The following is a 20,633-nucleotide window of genomic DNA, read 5'->3' as shown; positions in this document are numbered from 1 at the left end:
GCAGTCGCGGCATGTCATGACGTGGGGAGCACACCGCTGGTGAACTCCCCTTTTGTCGTTTATACCGTGCGACGGGTAAACTCTTTGACTTTGAAACCGAGCACCGCAAGCGTGGCGAAGTACGCAACAACCCCCACCAACACTACCGCCATCAGGCGCATCAGGCGGTAAGGCATCGTCCCCAGCGACCAGTCAGGCATCACATACATCATGCCCGTTAACGCCGCAGACATCACCAGCACGGCAATCACCAGACGCACCAGGAAACTGAACCAGCCAGGCTGAGGGGTAAAGATTTTCTGCTTACGTAACTGCCAGTACAGTAGCCCGGCGTTCAGACAAGCCGCCAGACCAATCGACAGCGACAGACCCGCATGTTTCAGTGGGCCGATAAACGCCAGGTTCATCAACTGGGTCATAATCAGCGTGACAATGGCAATTTTAACCGGTGTTTTGATGTCCTGACGGGAGTAGAACCCCGGAGCCAGTACCTTAACAACAATCAGCCCCATCAACCCAACCGAGTAGGCAATCAGCGCACGCTGAGTCATCGCGGCGTCAAAGGCGGTAAATTTGCCATACTGGAAGAGTGAAACGGTTAACGGTTTCGCCAGAATACCCAGCGCCACTGCGCTCGGCAGCGCCAGCAGGAAGCAGAGGCGAAGCCCCCAGTCCATCAGGCGGCAGTATTCGTCATGATTACCACTGGCAAAACTTTTCGACAGTGACGGTAACAGGATCGTCCCCAGCGCAACGCCCAGCACCCCGGACGGAAACTCCATCAGGCGGTCAGCATAGTACATCCAGGAGACCGAGCCAGAGACCAGGAAAGAGGCAAAAATGGTGTTGATGATAAGCGAAATCTGGCTGACGGAAACGCCGAGGATCGCCGGGCCCATCTGTTTAATCACGCGCATTGCACCGGCATCTTTGAAATTGATGCGCGGTAACACCAGCATGCCAATTTTTTTCAGATGCGGCAGTTGATAGGCAAGCTGCAGCACGCCACCCACGGTGACCGCCCAGGCCAGCGCAAGGATCGGCGGGTTAAAATGCGGCGCGGCAAACAGCGCAAAGCCAATCATACTGACGTTCAAAAACGTTGGCGCAAACGCCGGAACAGAGAAACGGTTCCAGGTGTTGAGGATCGCCCCCACCAGCGAAGCCAGCGAGATCAGCAAAATATAGGGGAAGGTTATGCGCAGCAGTTGCGAGGTCAGCGCAAATTTATCCGCCGTATCAGCAAAGCCAGGTGCCGTGACCATAATCACCCACGGTGCGGCCAGCATCCCCAACACGGTGACTACCGCCAGGGCCAGCGTCAGCAGGCCGGAAACATAAGCCACAAACACGCGCGTGGCGTCTTCGCCCTGCTTGCTTTTATACTCCGCGAGAATGGGCACAAACGCCTGCGAAAATGCCCCTTCGGCAAAAATACGTCGCAGCAGGTTTGGTAATTTGAAGGCCACAAAAAAGGCGTCCGTCGCCATTCCTGCGCCAAAGATCCTTGCCACAATCGCATCGCGCGCAAAGCCAAGCACGCGGGAAAACATGGTCATCGAGCTGACGGCTGCCAGCGATTTTAATAAGTTCATTAATGTGAATGTCCACAACCATACGGCAAAACGCCTGCAATGCAGGCGTTGAAGAAGCGCTTAGTCTACCCGGATTTAACGGAATTACTATTGGCAGATGTTACAGCGAGTTATTCACTCATGGCTTCGCGCCAGAGCCGCTCCACGATGCGCTGCGCCATAATGGCCTGCTCACCGGATGTTTCAGGAACCGTCTGATTTTGCACGCAAGTCATGAAGTGACGCGCGCAGCCGACGAATCCACGCTGTTCCAAAGTGCTTTGCCAGCCTGCAACCGGTAATGTCACCACGCCATTGCCCTTCTCTTCCCGCCACTCACGCATATCGGTGATGTCGTACAGCGCACCGTCGGTTATCGCCTGAACGCACTCGCGCTGGCTACCGGCACGGCGATGCATACTGGTCGTGACCTGCAGATGTTCGACAGCAAAATGGTGCTCGGCATAAACCATCTCACCCTGCTCGTTGGTCACCAGCGTTCCGCTTTGCAACTGCGCATGACCGTTCGTCAACCACAGCGCGGTGTCCACCACATGCAGATAGTCATCGAGCAGCGTAAAGCGTAAATCGTTTGGCCCGATGCTGTCGGTACGGTGTTTATCCATCCGCAAGGAGGCAAGCGTACCAGACTGCGCTTTTAACTGCTGATAGAGCGGCGCAAAACGGCGGTTAAAGCCAACCATCAACGTCAGTTTTTTGCGCGCGGCCAGTTCAATCAGGCGTTCGGCATCCTGAACATTTTCCGCCAGCGGCTTATCCACACAGACATGAACGCCCGCATTGAGTAACTCGCTCACCACCTGGTAATGGGTCGCCGTTGAGGTATGAACAAACACCGCGTCGCAGTCGCGCGCCAGATCCAGCAGCGAATTTGCATATGGCATTCGCCAGGTTTCACAGATGCGCTCCGCTTTCTCACGCGTTGGCGACCACGCCCCCTGTAGCGTCCAGTCCGACGCCGCCCCTAAAACGGGTAACCAGGCTTTTTGCGCAATTCCGCCCAGCCCCACAACACCCACACGTAACTTTGTCACCGTTAATCCCCCAAATGTGCCAGCAGTGCGTCAAGTCGCTGTTTCAGCCCGGCGACTTCCTCTTCCAGCGCCTCCACGCGCGCCGTCAGGCTGGCATTGGCTACCAGAGAATCGGTTTCAACAGCCAGTTCGGAAGCATCGACCTCACCACTGAACAGGTGCATAAAGCGGCTTTCACGCTTACCTGGCTCACGCGCCAGACGGACCACATAGGGCCCGTCTTCGCGGGTGGTCAGGCCCTCCAGCGTCTGCTCAACGTCCTGCATATCGCGGAACTCATGCATGCGGGACGCGCGAGTCCGCAGTTCCCCCGGCGTTTGTGCACCGCGCAACAGCAGCGTGGCGATCACGGCCACTTCTGCGCTACTCAGTTTCAAATCACCAAATTCGGAATTACAAAAGCGCTGCTCGTATTTCGTGACGCGATTACCGAACCCACTAACGGTCCGCAAATAGTGACGTTTAACCAGCTCATCCAGGATGCCCTGCACCTCGTGTTCGCTAAGGTTCATGACCGGCTCGCGGTTCGTTTTCTGGTTACAGGCCATCATCACAGCATTAACCGAAAGCGGATATTGCTCCGGTGTGGTGACCTGCTTTTCAAGCAAGCAACCAACCACGCGCGCTTCGGTGTCGTTTAACTGATATTTCATCTTTTCTCCTTAACGACCTGCGGTCCAGTCCTGGGTGGTTAACGCGGTAAGCACATGGTCACGCCACTCACCGTCGATCAACAGATAATCTTTGGCATACCCCTCTTTTTCGAACCCTAAACGTGCCAGCAGATCGCCACTGCGTTTATTGTGGGGCATGTAGTTTGCCATTATGCGATGGATATGCTGGGTGCGTTGCATATAGCGAATCGCCGCAGTTAACGCCTCATACATTAGCCCTTGTCCCTGCCACTTCTGGCCAATGGAGTACCCAAGGTAGCAGGCGTGAAACGAGCCGCGCACCACGTTAGAAAAGTTGGCAATGCCGATAATTTCTTTTTCTTCAGGGTCCAGTAGTGCGAAATAGAACGCACTGCCCTGCTTATGAAATTCTGCGATCATACTGAGGCGCGCCTGCCAGCCGGAAGGGTAGCAATGGCTCTCATCCCGAACGGGTTCCCAGGGCTTTAAAAACTGGCGATTCTCGGCGTAATAATCCGCCAGACGCCAGGCATCACGCTCATGCACCAGACGAACGACCAGCCTGTCCGTTGTCAGACGCACTTTTGGCACATTACTGCGATAGCCAAACATCGATACCACTCCTTCCCGTCGCTTCTGCCTTACCTTTTAGCTTTACTATACCTGCGCCTGTGCCGTCTGTGAAAACAGTGACATACCATTTTCACATTTTTCGATGAGAACTCTCTATCAAAGCACCCTTTTGATAAAAAAATATTGTCACCGACAGGGATGGGAAAACGTCCGGCGACACCGCAGAATATTAGCGTGCTTACCTTCTGATTTTCCCTGGAGGGAAAATGTCCCGCGTATCACAGGCCAGGAGCCTGGGTAAATATTTCCTGCTCGTTGATAACATGCTGGTCGTGCTCGGCTTTTTTGTCGTTTTTCCGCTTATTTCGATTCGCTTTGTCGATCAAATGGGCTGGGCGGCGTTAATGGTCGGTATCGCATTGGGTTTACGTCAGTTTGTCCAGCAGGGGCTGGGCGTGTTTGGCGGAGCCATCGCCGACCGCTTTGGCGCTAAGCCGATGATCGTCACGGGCATGCTGCTGCGTGCAGCTGGGTTTGCCACGATGGCGATAGCCCATGAACCCTGGCTGCTGTGGTTTTCCTGCTTCCTCTCCGGGATCGGCGGCACCCTCTTCGATCCCCCGCGCACCGCGCTGGTGGTAAAGCTGATCCGCCCGCAGCACCGGGGACGCTTCTTCTCGATTCTGATGATGCAGGACAGCGCTGGTGCCGTTGTTGGCGCTCTGCTGGGAAGCTGGTTGTTGCAGTACGATTTCCGTCTGGTCTGCGCCACCGGTGCCGTTCTCTTTATTCTGTGCGCGCTCTTTAACGCCCTGTTTCTGCCCGCATGGAAACTGTCGACGGTCAAAGCGCCGGTACGTGAAGGGCTCGATCGCGTGTTAAGTGACAAACGCTTTGTCACCTATGTATTGACCCTGACGGGTTATTACATGCTGGCCGTGCAGGTCATGCTGATGCTGCCGATCATGGTTAACGACATTGCAGGTACGCCAGCCGCCGTTAAATGGATGTATGCCATTGAAGCCTGCCTGTCGCTGACCCTGCTGTATCCGATTGCCCGCTGGAGCGAGCGTCGTTTCCGTCTTGAGCACCGCCTGATGGCCGGGCTTCTGTTGATGACGCTGAGCATGATGCCCATCGGTTTAGTGGGCTCGCTGCAGCAGTTGTTTATGCTGATTTGTACCTTCTATATCGGCTCAATCATTGCCGAACCGGCTCGCGAAACGCTGAGTGCTTCACTTGCCAACGCGCGTGCCCGTGGCAGCTACATGGGCTTCAGCCGTCTTGGTCTGGCGCTTGGCGGAGCACTCGGTTATACCGGTGGCGGCTGGCTGTTCGACGCCGGAAAAGCGCTGAAACAACCGGAACTCCCCTGGATGATGCTCGGTATGGTAGGCTTAATGACTTTTATCGCGCTGTGGTGGCAGTTTAGCCAGAAGCGCAGCACGCGCGGTATGCTTGAGCCCGGCGCGTAACCCTTCTCTCTGTCTGGCGGGGCTTTCCCGCCTTTATTCTCAGTTTTTTCTGCTGGTTTCTGCCATATCACACTGACATACTGACGTTCAGGACAGATGCGCCAATTTTTTGTTGAGGAATATCATGAAGAAGATTGTCATTGCCGCTGCGTTAATTTTCAGTGGCCTGCTGGTGGGTTGTAACCAGCTTACGCAATACACCGTCAGTGAACAGGAAATTAATCAGGCGCTGGAGAAACATAACAACTTTTCAAAAGACATTGGCGTTCCGGGCCTTGCTGATGCGCATATTGTCCTCAGCCATCTCGTCAGCCAGATTGGGCGTGAAGAACCAAATAAAGTCACCCTCTCCGGTGATGCGAATCTGGATATGACGTCGTTATTCGGTAACCAGAAGGCAAACATTAAGCTGAAACTTAAAGCGCTGCCTGTTTTCAACAAAGAAAAAGGCGCGATCTTCCTGCAGGAGATGGAAGTGGTTGATGCAGTGGTTTCCCCGGACAAAATGAAACCGGTGCTGCAAACGCTGATGCCTTATCTGAACCAGTCGCTGCGCAACTATTTTAACCAGCAGCCGGCCTATGTTCTCAGTGAAGACAAGAGCAAGGGTGAAGCACTTGCGAAAAAATATGCAAAAGGGATAGAGGTGAAGCCGGGAGAAATCATCATTCCTTTCACCGATTAACCTGAAGGGCGCTGAAGCGCCCTTTTTTTTACGGAAAAGTGTGCAAACGAAAACGTTTCCGCTTATGATTTGTGTCCGGCAAAAACAGCCCTCTTATGACTGATCTCTTTCAAGCCGGAGCTTCCATGACTGTACAATCCCAGGTTCTTAAAATCCGCCGCCCTGACGACTGGCATATCCATCTGCGTGATGGCGAGATGCTGAAAACTGTCGTGCCCTATACCAGCGAAATTTATGGCCGCGCGATTGTTATGCCTAACCTGGTGCCGCCAGTCACCACCGTTGATGCCGCGATAGCTTACCGTCAGCGTATTCTGGATGCCGTACCGGCAGGACACGACTTCACCCCGCTGATGACCTGCTACCTGACGGACTCGCTCGATCCGAACGAGGTGGAGCGCGGGTTTAACGAAGGCGTGTTTACCGCCGCCAAACTCTACCCGGCGAATGCCACCACCAACTCCAGCCACGGTGTCACCAGCATCGACGCCATCATGCCGGTGCTGGAAAGAATGCAGAAACTGGGAATGCCACTGCTGGTGCATGGAGAAGTGACGCACGCGGAAATTGATATCTTCGACCGCGAAGCCCGGTTTATCGAAACGGTAATGGAGCCGCTGCGCCAGCGTCTTCCAGCGCTGAAAGTGGTATTTGAACATATCACCACCAAAGATGCCGCCGAGTATGTCCGCGACGGTAACGAGCTGATCGCCGCCACCATCACGCCACAGCACCTGATGTTTAACCGCAATCATATGCTGGTTGGCGGTGTCCGCCCTCACCTCTATTGCCTGCCGATCCTTAAGCGCAATATCCACCAGCAGGCACTGCGTGAGCTGGTCGCCAGCGGCTTCTCCCGCGCGTTCCTGGGCACTGACTCTGCACCTCATGCTCGTCATCGTAAAGAAGCCAGCTGCGGCTGCGCGGGCTGCTTTAACGCCCCAACCGCCCTCGCGAGCTATGCGAGCGTATTCGATGAGATGAACGCGCTTGAGCATTTCGAGGCGTTCTGCTCCCTCAATGGCCCGCGTTTCTATGGCCTGCCGGTGAATGACACCTTCATTGAACTGGAGCGTAAAGAGAGCCAGGTTGATGAATCTATTCCGCTGACGGATGACACGCTGATCCCGTTCCTGGCGGGCGAAACCGTGCACTGGACGGTAAAACGCTAAAAATTTCCTGCCCCCTTGTTGTCAAATCGATAATATAACTGTATAAATAAACAGTATATTACACAGGGGGCATTTATGCGTATTGAAGTCACCATAGCCAAAACAACCGTTCTGCCTGCTGGCGCGCTCGATGCGCTGGCGGGTGAGTTATCCCGCCGTATTAACAGCACTTTTCCTGAAAACACCGGCAACGTCACGGTACGTTATGCGGCAGCGAACAACCTGTCGGTTATCGGCGGCGCGAAAGAAGATAAAGATCGTATCAGCGAAATTTTGCAGGAAACGTGGGAAAGCGCCGACGACTGGTTCATCACCGGGTAAATTTTGCTCCCTCATTGTGTTTTTTTGCCGGGTCGCCCCGGCTTTTTTTTGATTCGTCACGTCGAAAGTTCAAATTATTTCAGCATCTTCTTAGAAAATCGTGAACAAGATGGTGTTTTATTGCTCGAACAATCCTAAAAAGCAGAAAAATGTGTTGCCAGCTGTTTATTTTTCCCTTCGGAACCCTTATTTATTGATATACTGAAATTGCTTCAGAAAAACATGCATTGAACCTCAAAGTCGTTGTCTTCTAGCACGTATTAAGGGGGTTATAATGGAAAAGAATAGTGAAGTCATCCAGACCCACCCGCTTGTTGGCTGGGATATCAGTACCGTAGACAGCTACGATGCGCTGATGCTGCGTTTGCACTACCAGACCCCGAATCAGCTAAACCGTGAAGAAGCGGAAGTTGGACAGACGTTGTGGCTTACGACAGACGTCGCCCGTCAGTTTATTTCTATTTTAGAAGCTGGCATTGCAAAAATAGAATCTGGCGATTATCAGGAAAATGAGTATAAACGGCATTAACCACATGCCCACTCGTCACTCAACAGGCACCCTTGCGGTGCCTTATTTATTTCTCCCTTGTATCTGCCCACATAGTTAATTACTCTGCTAACAAAGCGTGCGTTAAGAGATACCTATGAAATACGACTTAATCATTATCGGGAGCGGCTCCGTGGGTTCTGCCGCAGGTTATTATGCGACTCAGGCAGGTCTTAAGGTCCTGATGATCGACGCTCACCACCCTCCGCATTCAGACGCCAGCCACCACGGTGATACCCGCCTCATTCGTCACGCCTATGGTGAAGGTGAACGGTATGTCCCGCTGGTTCTGCGTGCCCAGACGCTGTGGGACGAACTGGCGACCCTCACCGAAGAACGCATCTTTGACCGCACGGGCATTCTCAATCTTGGCCCGGCCAGCTCCGCATTTCTCGCCACTGTCGAACACAGCGCGAAACAATTTAACCTTGAGGTTGAGCGTCTGGATGCTGAAGGCATCATGACGCGCTGGCCGGAGATCGCCGTCCCGGACGATTATATTGGGCTGTTCGAAGCGAACTCCGGTGTATTGCACTGTGAAACGGCGATCAAAACCTGGATCGATCTCTCTGCCAAAGCGGGCTGCGCTCAGCTGTTCAACTGCCCGGTCACAGCCATAACCCACCACGCTGACGGCGCTACCGTTACTACGCCGGAGGGGGAATATGCCGCGTCACGCCTGCTGATTAGCGCAGGAACATGGGTCACAAAACTGTTGCCAGCGCTGCCCATTCAACCGGTGCGGAAGGTCTTTTCCTGGTTCCAGTCTGACGGGCGTTACAGCAGCCAGAATAAATTCCCCGCCTTCACGGGTGAACTGCCTGACGGTGACCAGTTCTACGGCTTCCCGTCGGAAAAAGACGCCCTCAAAATCGGTAAACATAACGGCGGGCAACGCATCTCCTCTCCAGAAGAGCGCAAGCCCTTTGGGGCATACCCACAAGATGGCTCAGAAGCCTTTATGTTCCTGCGCAACATATTGCCGGGCGTGGGTGGATTGCTCTATGGTGCCGCGTGTACTTATGACAACACGCCGGATGAAGATTTTATTATCGATACGCTGCCGGGCCATGCCAACACGCTGCTCATTACCGGGCTCAGCGGTCACGGTTTCAAATTTGCCTCCGTACTGGGTGAAATCGCCGCCGGGTTTGCTCAGGGCATTGCGCCACAGTTTGATCTAACGCCCTTCTCACTCTCGCGTTTTGACCGATAATATACCGCTGGCTCCGGAGGGTCCGGAGCCAGCGTGGTAACATGGGGAATTATGCGCAGACTGTTTGGTTTTCTCATCAATAATATACGTGAGCATTTTATGCTCTATATTCTGTTGTGGTCACTACTGGCGATCATTGATGTAATTTATATTGTATTTTTATGAAAAGATACTTTGACGTTTATTGACACTACTTTATATAAACTGAACTCTTCGTATTTTTCAGTACATCATTACTTTTTTATTGTACGAAGCAATTGAAATACTTTCCCGAAACACTTTCAAATCTGCTGAAATAAATTAAATAAAAATCGTTATTCAGTTATTTCAGTTGCAATATCTTTTCTTCCCGTTCATTTTTATTGTTCTGATTATTGAGAATGGTACTCTCTATGCAACTGCGTAACTCTTCCCGTCGTTACGGAATAATATCCATATTATTACACTGGATATTTGCTCTCGCGGTTTACGCCATGTTCGGGCTTGGGCTCTGGATGGTGACGTTGAGTTATTATGATGGCTGGTATCACCAGGCCCCGGAGTTGCATAAAAGCATTGGCGTTCTGCTGATGATGGGGCTGGTTATTCGCGTGATCTGGCGACATATTTCCCCGCCGCCGCCCGCGCTAAAAAGCTACAGCAAACTCACCCGCCTCAGCGCTGCCGGGGCGCATATCGCTCTCTATGTCTTGCTGTTCGCCATTCTGATCAGCGGCTACCTCATCTCCACGGCAGACGGAAAACCGATCGGCGTCTTTGGGCTTTTCGAGGTCCCCGCCACGCTCTCCGATGCCGGTTCACAGGCTGACACCGCCGGTGTTATCCATCTGTGGCTTGCGTGGAGCGTGGTCATCCTCTCCGTCCTGCATGGGCTTGCAGCCCTTAAACATCACTTTATCGATAAAGACGATACGCTGAAGCGCATGCTTGGCCGTTCGTCAGTTGACTCTGGAGCATAAAATGAAAAAACGCCTGCTGGGTATCGCCTTAGGTTCGTTGTTATTTACCACCGGCTCTGCTGTCGCCGCTGATTATAAAATTGACAAAGAGGGTCAGCATGCCTTCGTCAATTTCCGTATTCAGCATCTTGGCTATAGCTGGCTGTATGGCACGTTTAAAGATTTCGACGGAACATTTAGCTTTGACGAGAAAAACCCGGCGTCAGATAAAGTGAGTGTCACCATTAATACCAACAGTGTGGATACCAACCACGCCGAGCGTGATAAACATTTACGCAGCGCGGAGTTTCTGAATGTCGCAAAATTCCCGCAAGCCACCTTTACCTCAACAGAGGTAAAAAAGGACGGTGAGAACCTGGATATTACCGGGAACCTGACGCTTAATGGTGTGACTAAACCGGTAACCCTTGATGCAAAATTAATAGGTCAGGGAGACGATCCGTGGGGTGGTAAACGCGCAGGCTTTGAAGCCACAGGTAAAATCACACTGAAAGATTTTAATATCACGACAGATTTAGGTCCGGCATCGCAGGATGTAGACCTGATCATTTCTGTGGAAGGTGTTCAGCAGAAGTGATGAAAAACGCCCGGCAGATTTTACTCTGTCGGGCGTGTAGCGTTATTCAGGATCAGGAATACCCAGTTTGGTATTCAGTCGGCCACGGGACTTATTAAAAATCTTATTCCCGTTCTCGCGCCCTGCGCGACGGCGACGCTGTTCTTCCTCCGGCAGCACGCTCTCTTCACTGCACAGCTCGCTACAGCAGCCGTTAAACTTCTCTGCACACGCCGGACACTGAATGAACAGTAAATGGCAGCCATCGTTTTTACAGTTCGTGTGCGTATCACACGGCGTACCGCACTGATGGCAATGTGCGATTACATCGTCTGAAATACGCTCGCCCATTCGCTCGTCAAAGACGAAGTTTTTACCGATAAAGCGAACCGGCAAGCCCTGTTCACGCGCACGTCGGGCATACTCAATAATACCGCCTTCAATGTGCCAGACCTTAGTAAAGCCGTTGTGTTTCATCCACGCGCTGGCTTTTTCGCAGCGAATACCGCCCGTGCAGTACATAACGATTTTTTTATCTTTATGTTCCTGCATCATTTCAACGGCTTTCGGCAGCTGTTCACGGAAGGTATCTGCCGGAATTTCCATCGCATTCTCGAAATGCCCCACTTCATATTCGTAGTGGTTGCGCATATCAATAAACACCGCATCCGGATCGTCCAGCATCGCATTCACTTCGGCAGCTTTGAGGTATTCCCCCACATCACCGGCATTGAAATCAGGATCGTCGATCCCATCGGCCACGATACGTTCCCGCACTTTCATGCGCAGCACCCAGAACGATTTCCCGTCATCATCCAGGGCAATATTCAGCCGCAGACCATTGAGAGCCGGATCGAACCCGTAAAGGTAATCGCGGAAGGCGCTGACTTTGCTTTCCGGCACGCTGATTTGCGCATTGATACCTTCACGCGCCAGATAGACGCGCCCAAATACATTTAGCGTCGTGAATGCCTGATAAAGCACATCGCGGGTCGCCTGCGGATCGTTAATGGTAAAGTATTTATAGAATGAGATGGTCGTGCGTGGTTCGGTTTCCGCCAACATACGCGCTTTCAACATCTCATTCGACACGCGGTTGTGTAACACTGGCATGGTGTACAAGTCCTGCAATCGTCAGAGAGAAATAAAATCGGTCGGCATGATATAGCAAACAATGACAATTTACATCCACACAATTTACGCTACATTTCACTCAGCCTGATTAATCAGGATTAACATTTGCTGCATTCGTGCACGTTTCGACGACAGACATTTTGGCTATGACTCAAAAAATGAGACAATAGCCATTCAGGACGTTAGAACACAGGACAGACATGACCCAGTTACCAAAATTTACTGCCGCTCTTTTGCATCCTCGCTATTGGTTAACCTGGACAGGCATTGGTTTTTTGTGGCTTCTCGTACAGCTCCCTTATCCCGTTATTTTCCGCCTGGGCAAAGGGATGGGTCGTATTGCTCAGCAGTTCATGAAACGCCGCGCCAGGATCGCGTATCGCAACCTTGAACTCTGCTTTCCGCAGATGAGCGAATCGGAACGCCACGAGATGGTGGTAAAAAATTTCGAATCCGTCGGCATGGGGCTGATGGAGACCGGTATGGCGTGGTTCTGGTCCAACAAACGTATGGCCCGCTGGACGGAAGTTGCCGGAACGGGCATGGAACCGGTGCACACCCTTCAGGCTAATCAGACGGGCGTGCTGCTGATTGGCGTCCATTTCCTGACGCTCGAAATTGGCGCACGTATGTTTGGTATGCAGGCACCGGGTATTGGCGTTTACCGGCCTAACGACAACCCGGTGATTGATTTGCTGCAGACCTGGGGCCGCATGCGCTCCAATAAAAGCATGATTGACCGTAAAGATCTGAAGGGCATGATTCGGGCACTGAAATCCGGTGAAGTGATCTGGTATGCCCCGGACCACGATTACGGCCCGCAGGCGAGTGTGTTTGTCCCCTTCTTTGCCGTTGAAGAGGCTGCCACCACCACCGGCACCTGGATGCTGGCGCGCATGTCCAAAGCCGCTATCGTTCCGTTTGTGCCACGTCGCAAGCCGGATGGCTCAGGCTATCAGCTGATCATGCTGGAGCCGGAAATGAGCCCACCGCTGGACGATGCAGAGACTACAGCACGCTGGATGAACGGCATTGTTGAGAAATGCATCATGCTCGCCCCGGAGCAGTATATGTGGTTACATCGCCGCTTCAAAACCCGTCCGAAGGGTGTGCCTTCGCGCTATTGATCCCCATGCGGCCACTCCGGCCGCATCTGTTTTAGCTTTAAAAGCTCTCTGACATTGCAGCAATCATAACCCAGGCGCATAATTAGCAGGCTTAGTACCTCACACGCCCGGTGCCCTGCACCTCGTTATGCGGATTGTTATGTCACCCTCAGATGCCCCCATAAACTGGAAACGTAATCTTACTATTGCCTGGCTCGGCTGTTTTCTTACCGGTGCCGCCTTTAGCCTGGTGATGCCCTTCCTTCCCCTCTACGTTGAACAACTGGGCGTTACCGGCCACAGCGAACTCAATATGTGGTCCGGGCTGGTTTTCAGTATTACCTTTCTGTTCTCTGCCATTGCTTCGCCGTTCTGGGGAGGCCTTGCTGACCGCAAAGGACGAAAGATCATGTTGCTGCGTTCAGCGCTTGGAATGTCCATCATTATGGTGTTGATGGGGCTGGCACAGAATGTCTGGCAGTTCCTGATCCTGCGCGCGTTGCTCGGCCTGCTGGGCGGCTTTGTTCCTAACGCTAACGCGCTCATTGCCACACAAATTCCCCGACAAAAAAGCGGCTGGGCTCTGGGAACACTCTCAACAGGCGCAGTCAGCGGCGCGCTTCTCGGCCCCCTGGCAGGCGGTTTGCTGGCGGATAATTACGGCCTGCGTCCGGTTTTCTTCATTACCGCCAGCGTGCTGTTCCTTTGTTTTATCGTGACGCTCATCTGCATTCGTGAGAACTTCACACCCGTCGCCAAAAAAGAGATGCTTCACGCGCGGGATGTGCTGGCTTCGTTAAAGAATCCTAAGCTGGTGCTCAGCCTGTTCGTCACCACGATGATTATCCAGGTGGCGACCGGTTCGATTGCCCCCATTCTTACGCTGTATGTTCGTGACCTGGCGGGGAACGTGAGCAATATTGCGTTTATCAGCGGGCTTATTGCTTCTGTTCCTGGCGTCGCAGCGCTGATCAGCGCCCCGCGACTGGGTAAACTGGGCGATCGTGTCGGGCCTGAAAAGATCCTAATCTGTGCGCTGGTGATCTCCGTTCTGCTGCTGATCCCCATGTCGATAGTGCAATCGCCGTGGCAGTTAGGTGTGTTGCGCTTTTTACTGGGCGCTGCAGATGGCGCTTTGCTCCCCGCAGTGCAAACCCTGCTGGTGTACAACTCCACCAATCAAATTGCCGGACGTATTTTCAGCTACAACCAGTCGTTTCGCGATATTGGTAACGTCACCGGGCCGCTGGTTGGCGCGGGCATTTCGGCCACGTTTGGTTTCCGGGCCGTCTTTATCGTCACGGCGGGTGTCGTTCTGTTTAACGCCATCTATTCCTGGTTCAGTTTATCCAGGGCATTACGCCCGGTGGCTGAATAACACAGATGCGTGACGGCTTATTTTCGCATTCATACTTGCAAAATCAGATAATCAGCTATCCTTTCCCTGAATACCTTCTCGAAAAACAGGGAGACACCGATGACCATGTACGCCACGCTGGAAGAAGCGATTGATGCCGCACGCGAAGAATTCCTCGCCGATAATCCCGGCATTGAGGAAGAAAATGCTGACGTGCAACAACTCAATATCCAAAAATATGTTTTGCAGGACGGCGATATTATGTGGCAGGCCGAATTCTTCGCTGACGAAGGTGCAGACGGAGAGTGTTTGCCGATACTGAGCGGTGAAGGTGCGCAGGCCGTCTTTGACGGCGACTACGATGAAATCGAATTACGTCAGGAGTGGCTTGAAGAGAATACGCTACATGAATGGGATGAAGGCGAGTTTCAGCTCGAACCTCCGCTGGATACAGAAGAGGGCCAGACCGCAGCAGATGAGTGGGACGAGCGTTAAGGTCGTTTACTCATAAGGGCCATGGCTGGCATCCACAGGCAACAGCAGTGTGTCGAAAATGAGTGAGAAGGGTAAATCGAGCACGGTCAGGTAACGCCATGCTGAATCCCGAACGTCCCATTTCACGCCGGGGTAATACTGATTACCGTGACCTTGCCCCGGAATGGTGCGGCTGATGATACTGCCACAACCGCTGAGCAGCATCGCCATTATGACCACAAAGACTATTTTCATTTATGACCTCATAAAAAAATACCGGCAACTAAGCCGGTATTTTTATATTGCGCAGCTTACTTCGCTTTCAACGCCAGTGGGTTGAGCTTCAGCGTCTTATAGTAGTTTACCCATGAAGAATATCTCTCCGGGGCAGACCAGACACGGTAGTGAAGTCGCGCCATTGTAACCGGATCGCTTAACAGGACCAGACGACGGTCGCGGTTCAGTTTTTCCGGCGTCTCGTTCAGCGCCTGCTCAACGTGGCGATCGCGGGCAATCTCCAGCACTTGACTGGCGCGGTGACGGGCGGTTGCCATCGCGGTTGCCAGCGCATTGAATGACGGGTTAAACACAGCGTGCATAAAGCCATCAGCCAGCGAGCGATTACGGTTCAGCTCCAGATACTTATCGGTGTCCACCAGCACCTGCGGCGGGGAATACTCTTCCGGGATCAGGAACAGCTTCCAGCGTTTGGTACGCAGGCCCACCGTTGAACGGCTGGAGATCACAGACACAAACGGCGACAGGATCAGCGAGAACACAATCGGTGCCAGCCAGAACAGGAAGCGCAGATCCAGCCATGCCATCCCGGCCGCCCATACCAGCCCCAGCAGCAGCTGAGAGCCGTGACGCATAAAGGCTTCGCTCCACGGCGTGGAGTCATCATCACGCTGCGGGGAGTTCCAGACCACTTCCCAGCCCAGGAACGCACTGACCACAAACACGGTGTGGAACAGCATACGTACCGGTGCCAGCAGCACGGAGAACAGCACTTCCAGCAGCAACGAAAGGGTGACGCGGCAGAAACCGCCGTACTCTTTCGAACCTTTGCACCAGATCAGGATGATACTGAGCAGCTTCGGCAGGAACAGCAGCACCATAGTAGAAGCAAACAGCGCAATCGCCAGCTCCGGACGCCACTGCGGCCACACCGGGAACAGCTGGCGCGGTTGCAGGAAGTATTGCGGTTCCGTCAGAGCATGCACGACCTGCAGAGCCGTCGAAAGCGCAAGGAACATAAACCACAGCGGTGCGGAGAGATAAGACATCACGCCCGTCAGGAACACCGCACGGTGAACCGGGTGCATCCCTTTGACCAGGAACAGACGGAAGTTCATCAGGTTACCGTGACACCAGCGGCGGTCACGCTTAAGTTCGTCCAGCAGGTTCGGCGGCAATTCTTCGTATGAGCCAGGCAGATCGTAGGCAATCCAGACGCCCCACCCTGCACGACGCATCAGCGCTGCTTCCACGAAGTCATGCGACAAAATCGACCCGGCGAAGGACCCTTCACCCGGCAGTGGCGCAAGCGCACAGTGCTCGATGAACGGCTTCACGCGGATAATGGCGTTGTGTCCCCAGTAGTGAGACTCGCCCAACTGCCAGAAGTGCAGACCTGCGGTAAACAGCGGGCCGTAAACACGGGTTGCGAACTGCTGGCAACGCGCATACAGCGTGTCCATACCGGAGGCTTTTGGCGAAGACTGAATGATACCGGCGTTCGGGTTGGCTTCCATCAGGCGCACCAGACCGCTCAGACAGTCACCGCTCATCACGGAGTCCGCATCCAGTACCACCATATAGCTGTACTGATTTCCCCAGCGACGGCAGAAGTCATCAATGTTACCGCTTTTACGCTTCACACGACGACGACGACGGCGATAGAAAATCTGGCCTTCGCCCTGCACTTCCGCAATCAGCTCCATCCAGGCTTTTTGTTCTGCCACGCAGATATCCGGGTTATAGCTGTCGCTCAGGATGTAGACGTCGAAATGCTCAGCGTTACCGGTCGCCTTTACGGACTCCCAGGTCGCACGCAGCCCCGCAAATACGCGGTCAACGTCTTCGTTACAGATAGGCATAATCAGCGCCGTACGGTGCTCAGGATTCAGGGGTTCATCCCCGACCGTTGACGCAGAAATGCTGTATTTGTCACGCCCCATCAGCAACTGCAGGAAGCCCATCAGCGCCGTCCAGAAACCGGCCGATACCCAGCAGAAAAGGACGGCGAACAACAGGAGGATACCGCTCTGCAGAATATACGGCAGCAGCTGCATGAAGGAGACCCAGATATCCTGGCCCATCATGTCTGCCGGGTTGATCAGCGCCCAGCCCTGGTACGGCAGAATGGTTTTCATGTACCAGGTGGCGACCACCGTTTGTGCCAGCGTCAGCAACAACAGGATGTAGCGACGAATGGTGCCGACAGTACGCCATTTCTGTTCAGACGCCTGCTCTTCTTTGGTCAGACGAGACAGGTAGCGTGGTGTAACGTCACGTCCGCGCAGGCGATCCCAGAAGCGGCCCACCGGGTTGGTGCGCCACGGATCGGGGAACATAGACGAACGCGTAGCTTTCGGCATCGCCTGAAGCTGGTCACGCCCTTCGTCGTCTTTGATCAGTTGCCCTTCTGCCAGAGAATCTGGCCACGCCTGCTCCAGACGCGCCTTCACTGACCCCAGAGGCGTGTCATCATCACGGGTAAACGGATGATGTTCACCATCCAGCGCGGTTTGCACCGCGCGGATGTCGCTCTTAGGCAGTGCCGCTTTTTCAATGTCCGTCAGCGGCAGGGCATCAATATATTCAGTTGTATTATTCATTGGCAGGTAGCTGATAGCTCCAGGTTTCACTCAGTGGCTGATCGTTGCTGACCAGCGCAGCGCGCATTTCGGTGGTCTGTTTCGGATCTTTCACTTTCACGCGCAGGGTTAAACGCCACCCTTTGGTAACCGGGTTATAACGCACGGTGTTTTCAACGATTTCACCGTTATCACCAATGCTGGCCTGCGCGGTAACAGCCGTGTCCGGACCCAGTTTTTTCATATCCTGACCCGCGAAGTCCACCACAAAGGCAAGCGTGCCATCTGGCTGACGGATCAGGTTAGACTGCTTCACATCACCCGTAGAACGACGCGTCTGCATGACATAGGCATTATCCGGCGCGTGCAGCTTGTCTTCGTCACGGCTGAAAGTAATGGCGTATTTGAAGTTCATCTCTTTACCGGCTTCCGGAAGCTGATCCGGTGTCCAGTACGCCACGATGTTGTCGTTGGTTTCATCGTTAGTTGGGATCTCAACCAGCTCAACTTTTCCTTTACCCCAGTCGCCCTTCGGCGTTACCCAGGCGCTTGGACGCAGGTCGTAGCGATCGTCCAGGTCTTCAAAGCGAGAGAACTGGCGGCCACGCTGCAGCAGGCCAAAGCCCTGTGGGTTTTCCATCGCGAAGCTGCTGACAGCGAGATGTTTCGGGTTATTCAGCGGACGCCAGATCCACTCACCGTTACCGGCATGAATAGAGAGGCCATTGGAATCATGCAGTTCCGGGCGGAAGTTAGTAGCCGGAGACGGCTGGTTCGGCCCGAACAGGAACATACTGGTCAACGGCGCGACGCCCAGTTTGCCCACTTTATCGCGCAGGTAAACTTTAGACTGTACGTCAACAACCGTGTCACGACCTGGCATAATAACGAAGCGGTATGCACCTGTCGCACGAGGGGAGTCCAGCAGAGCATAGATCGTCAGACGTTTGTCGGTTGGTTTTGGACGCTCGATCCAGAACTCGCGAAAGCGAGGGAATTCTTCACCTGATGGCAGCGCAGTATCAATGGCCAGGCCACGCGCGGAAAGCCCATACACCTGCCCCGCACCAATCACACGGAAGTAGCTGGCACCGAGCATGCTGACGATTTCGTCGTTTTTGTCTTTGCTGTTGATCGGATAAAGCACCTTAAAGCCTGCGAAGCCGAGCTCCTTTACCGTATCTTTATCGTGTTGCACATCGCCAAAATTGAAATAATCCGGGCTGTACTTGATTTTACGTACCGCGGTCGCCGTCACTTCATTGATGGCAACAGGCGTGTCGAAGTACATACCCTGGTGATAAAACTCAAGTTTGAACGGGGTTTTAATGTTGTTCCAGTACGCTTTGTCGTGATTGAACTGGATCTGCTGATAGTCCGCGTACTTCATGTCGCGAAAAACGGAGGGCAGGTTACTTTTCGGCGCTTCGTAGCTCTTGCCCGCCATCGATTTTGCCTGTTTTGCGACATCATCGATGTTAAAGGCCAGGGCTGATGAGGTATACAGGGACAACACCACTGCCGCACCCAACCAACGCATTTTCATCATTTGTGATTTATGTTTCATAATAAGTAAGCACTTCCCCCTTTGTGTGCTTATATCGATCCGATCCATTTTAATGGAAACTCAGGCAATCCGACAACATTATCACCGCTTTGTTCAGCTCGCTGGCTCAGGGATTAAGCAAATGAAAGAACCCGCTTTTCACTTTGCGTGCTTATCCTGGAGACAGGGTGTCGGTCTTGGTGTAGGGTTGGCGTCGAATGTAACCATTATGAGTCTTAGGGATAAGGCGAAAAGTCTGAGAATGCGCAAAGTTATATGAGCACTACACCCGTACAACGTGAATATTTCCTCGATTCTATCCGGGCATGGCTAATGCTGTTGGGGATACCCTTTCACATCTCACTGATTTACTCCAGCCACACCTGGCACGTTAACAGCCAGATGCCTTCCTGGTGGCTCACGCTGTTTAATGACTTTATCCACGCCTTTCGGATGCAGGTGTTCTTTGTCATTTCCGGCTATTTTTCTTATATGTTGTTTTTGCGCTACCCGATGAAACGCTGGTGGAAAGTGCGCGTGGAGCGCGTCGGCATTCCGATGCTGACGGCGATTCCTCTGCTGACGTTACCGCAATTCATTATGTTGCAGTACGTGAAAGGTAAAGCAGCAGACTGGCCGAATCTGTCGCTGTATGAAAAATACAACACGCTGGTCTGGGAGTTGATCTCTCACCTCTGGTTCCTGCTGGTGCTGGTGGTGCTGACCACGGTCAGTCTGGTGATATTCAGCCGTCTGCGCCGACATTTAAGCACTTCATCGGACACCTTTTTCGCCAACATGACGCTCGGTAAACTGTCCCTGCTCTTTTTGGTGCTGGGGATTGTCTACGCGGCCATCAGACGCACGCTGTTCATTATCTATCCCCCGATTCTGAGCGACGGGCTGTTTAATTTTGTGGTGATGCAATCCCTGTTCTACATCCCCTTCTTCCTGGCTGGCGCGCTGGCGTTTGTCTATCCACAGTTGAAATCGCTGTTTACCACGCCTTCCCCCTGGTGTACTGGCGGTGCCGCACTGGCGTTCGCGGCCTACCTGCTCAATCAGCGCTACGGCAGCGGTGACGCGTGGATGTACGAAACGGAAAGCGTGATCACCATGCTGCTGGGCTTATGGATGGTTAACGTGGTGTTTGCCCTGGGCCACCGCCTGCTGAACTTTAAATCCAGCCGAGTGACCTATTTCGTCAATGCGTCACTGTTTATTTACCTGGTCCATCACCCGTTGACGCTGTTCTTCGGGGCTTACATTACCCCGCATATCGCCTCCAATACGCTGGGCTTCTTCACCGGGTTGATCTTCGTGGTGGGGATTGCCATCGCGTTATACGAAATTCATTTACGTATCCCGTTGCTGCGTTTCCTCTTCTCGGGAAAACCACTCGTTAAAGCATGATAAACAGAGCGGCACC

General features: G+C 53.2%; 21 protein-coding genes. 13 read left to right on the top strand and 8 right to left on the bottom strand.

Going from position 1 to position 20,633, the window contains the following annotated elements; genetic code table 11:
- Positions 1-59 precede the first annotated feature (59 nt).
- The 4 genes from murJ to rimJ all read right to left on the bottom strand — a co-directional run bounded on the left by murJ (position 60) and on the right by rimJ (position 3,876).
- Entirely contained in the window at positions 60-1,595 is a 1,536-nt protein-coding gene (gene murJ / locus EoCCA6_RS20335) for a murein biosynthesis integral membrane protein MurJ (protein WP_152084192.1), read from the bottom strand.
- A 110-nt stretch (positions 1,596-1,705) separates the two neighbouring features.
- Positions 1,706-2,629 (bottom strand): Gfo/Idh/MocA family protein, encoded by a 924-nt coding sequence (locus tag EoCCA6_RS20330; RefSeq protein WP_152084191.1) that lies wholly within the window; start codon positions 2,627-2,629, stop codon positions 1,706-1,708.
- 2 nt (positions 2,630-2,631) lie between these two features.
- A complete protein-coding gene (locus tag EoCCA6_RS20325) occupies positions 2,632-3,282 on the bottom strand; it encodes a YceH family protein (RefSeq protein WP_152084190.1) in 651 nt (216 codons plus the stop codon).
- Between the two features lie 9 nt (positions 3,283-3,291).
- Entirely contained in the window at positions 3,292-3,876 is a 585-nt protein-coding gene (gene rimJ, locus EoCCA6_RS20320; RefSeq protein WP_152084189.1) for a ribosomal protein S5-alanine N-acetyltransferase, read from the bottom strand.
- Positions 3,877-4,103: 227 nt separating this feature from the next.
- On the opposite strand from rimJ, the gene mdtH reads away from it, so the two are divergent.
- From mdtH to EoCCA6_RS20275, 9 genes are all read left to right on the top strand, one after another.
- Positions 4,104-5,312, top strand: coding sequence for a multidrug efflux MFS transporter MdtH (gene mdtH, locus EoCCA6_RS20315; RefSeq protein WP_152084188.1), 1,209 nt, complete (start codon positions 4,104-4,106; stop codon positions 5,310-5,312).
- 124 nt (positions 5,313-5,436) lie between these two features.
- On the top strand, positions 5,437-5,997 hold the full coding sequence (locus EoCCA6_RS20310) for a lipoprotein (protein ID WP_152084187.1): 561 nt from the start codon (positions 5,437-5,439) through the stop codon (positions 5,995-5,997).
- Positions 5,998-6,122: 125 nt separating this feature from the next.
- Positions 6,123-7,169, top strand: a complete 1,047-nt coding sequence (gene pyrC / locus EoCCA6_RS20305) for a dihydroorotase (protein WP_152084186.1) — start codon at positions 6,123-6,125, stop codon at positions 7,167-7,169.
- A gap of 75 nt (positions 7,170-7,244) precedes the next feature.
- Positions 7,245-7,490: a DNA damage-inducible protein I gene (dinI, locus tag EoCCA6_RS20300; protein WP_152084185.1), complete on the top strand. Its 246-nt coding sequence runs from the start codon at positions 7,245-7,247 to the stop codon at positions 7,488-7,490.
- Between the two features lie 274 nt (positions 7,491-7,764).
- Entirely contained in the window at positions 7,765-8,019 is a 255-nt protein-coding gene (gene bssS, locus EoCCA6_RS20295) for a biofilm formation regulator BssS (RefSeq protein ID WP_008500827.1), read from the top strand.
- Between the two features lie 115 nt (positions 8,020-8,134).
- Complete coding sequence (solA, locus tag EoCCA6_RS20290; protein ID WP_152084184.1) at positions 8,135-9,253, top strand: N-methyl-L-tryptophan oxidase; 1,119 nt, start codon at positions 8,135-8,137, stop codon at positions 9,251-9,253.
- Positions 9,254-9,304: 51 nt separating this feature from the next.
- Positions 9,305-9,418 carry a YceO family protein gene (locus EoCCA6_RS20285; protein WP_152084493.1) on the top strand — a complete coding sequence of 38 codons (114 nt, stop codon included), beginning with the start codon at positions 9,305-9,307 and terminating at the stop codon, positions 9,416-9,418.
- A 227-nt stretch (positions 9,419-9,645) separates the two neighbouring features.
- Entirely contained in the window at positions 9,646-10,212 is a 567-nt protein-coding gene (locus EoCCA6_RS20280) for a cytochrome b (RefSeq protein WP_152084183.1), read from the top strand.
- Between the two features lies 1 nt (position 10,213).
- Entirely contained in the window at positions 10,214-10,789 is a 576-nt protein-coding gene (locus EoCCA6_RS20275; protein WP_152084182.1) for a YceI family protein, read from the top strand.
- A gap of 42 nt (positions 10,790-10,831) precedes the next feature.
- Here the strand turns inward: EoCCA6_RS20275 and trhO are convergent, their stop codons facing one another.
- On the bottom strand, positions 10,832-11,881 hold the full coding sequence (gene trhO, locus EoCCA6_RS20270) for an oxygen-dependent tRNA uridine(34) hydroxylase TrhO (RefSeq protein WP_152084181.1): 1,050 nt from the start codon (positions 11,879-11,881) through the stop codon (positions 10,832-10,834).
- 221 nt (positions 11,882-12,102) lie between these two features.
- Here trhO and EoCCA6_RS20265 point away from each other — a divergent pair, with 221 nt between their 5' ends.
- The 3 genes from EoCCA6_RS20265 (at position 12,103) to EoCCA6_RS20255 (ending at position 14,860) form a co-directional block, all read left to right on the top strand.
- Positions 12,103-13,029: a Kdo(2)-lipid IV(A) acyltransferase gene (locus tag EoCCA6_RS20265; RefSeq protein WP_152084180.1), complete on the top strand. Its 927-nt coding sequence runs from the start codon at positions 12,103-12,105 to the stop codon at positions 13,027-13,029.
- A 139-nt stretch (positions 13,030-13,168) separates the two neighbouring features.
- Entirely contained in the window at positions 13,169-14,386 is a 1,218-nt protein-coding gene (gene mdtG / locus EoCCA6_RS20260) for a multidrug efflux MFS transporter MdtG (RefSeq protein ID WP_152084179.1), read from the top strand.
- 99 nt (positions 14,387-14,485) lie between these two features.
- A complete protein-coding gene (locus EoCCA6_RS20255) occupies positions 14,486-14,860 on the top strand; it encodes a MysB family protein (RefSeq protein ID WP_152084178.1) in 375 nt (124 codons plus the stop codon).
- A 6-nt stretch (positions 14,861-14,866) separates the two neighbouring features.
- On the opposite strand, the gene EoCCA6_RS20250 is transcribed toward EoCCA6_RS20255, so the two are convergent.
- Genes EoCCA6_RS20250 through mdoG form a run of 3 tightly spaced genes read right to left on the bottom strand, consistent with a single transcriptional unit; the run spans position 14,867 to position 19,207 of the window.
- Positions 14,867-15,094: a YceK/YidQ family lipoprotein gene (locus EoCCA6_RS20250; protein ID WP_152084177.1), complete on the bottom strand. Its 228-nt coding sequence runs from the start codon at positions 15,092-15,094 to the stop codon at positions 14,867-14,869.
- A gap of 56 nt (positions 15,095-15,150) precedes the next feature.
- Positions 15,151-17,679 (bottom strand): glucans biosynthesis glucosyltransferase MdoH, encoded by a 2,529-nt coding sequence (mdoH, locus tag EoCCA6_RS20245; protein ID WP_152084176.1) that lies wholly within the window; start codon positions 17,677-17,679, stop codon positions 15,151-15,153.
- Complete coding sequence (mdoG, locus tag EoCCA6_RS20240) at positions 17,672-19,207, bottom strand: glucans biosynthesis protein MdoG (RefSeq protein WP_152084175.1); 1,536 nt, start codon at positions 19,205-19,207, stop codon at positions 17,672-17,674. Before mdoG ends, mdoH begins: the two co-directional genes overlap by 8 nt.
- Positions 19,208-19,480: 273 nt before the next feature.
- Here mdoG and mdoC point away from each other — a divergent pair, with 273 nt between their 5' ends.
- The gene (gene mdoC, locus EoCCA6_RS20235) at positions 19,481-20,617 is read left to right on the top strand and encodes a glucans biosynthesis protein MdoC (protein WP_152084174.1); all 1,137 of its coding nucleotides are present in this window, start codon (positions 19,481-19,483) and stop codon (positions 20,615-20,617) included.
- Positions 20,618-20,633: the final 16 nt, after the last annotated feature.

Origin of the sequence: Enterobacter oligotrophicus, assembly GCF_009176645.1 — a bacterium.
Taxonomy (GTDB): Bacteria; Pseudomonadota; Gammaproteobacteria; order Enterobacterales; family Enterobacteriaceae; genus Enterobacter; species Enterobacter oligotrophicus.
This window is presented reverse-complemented; position numbering and strand designations above follow the sequence as displayed.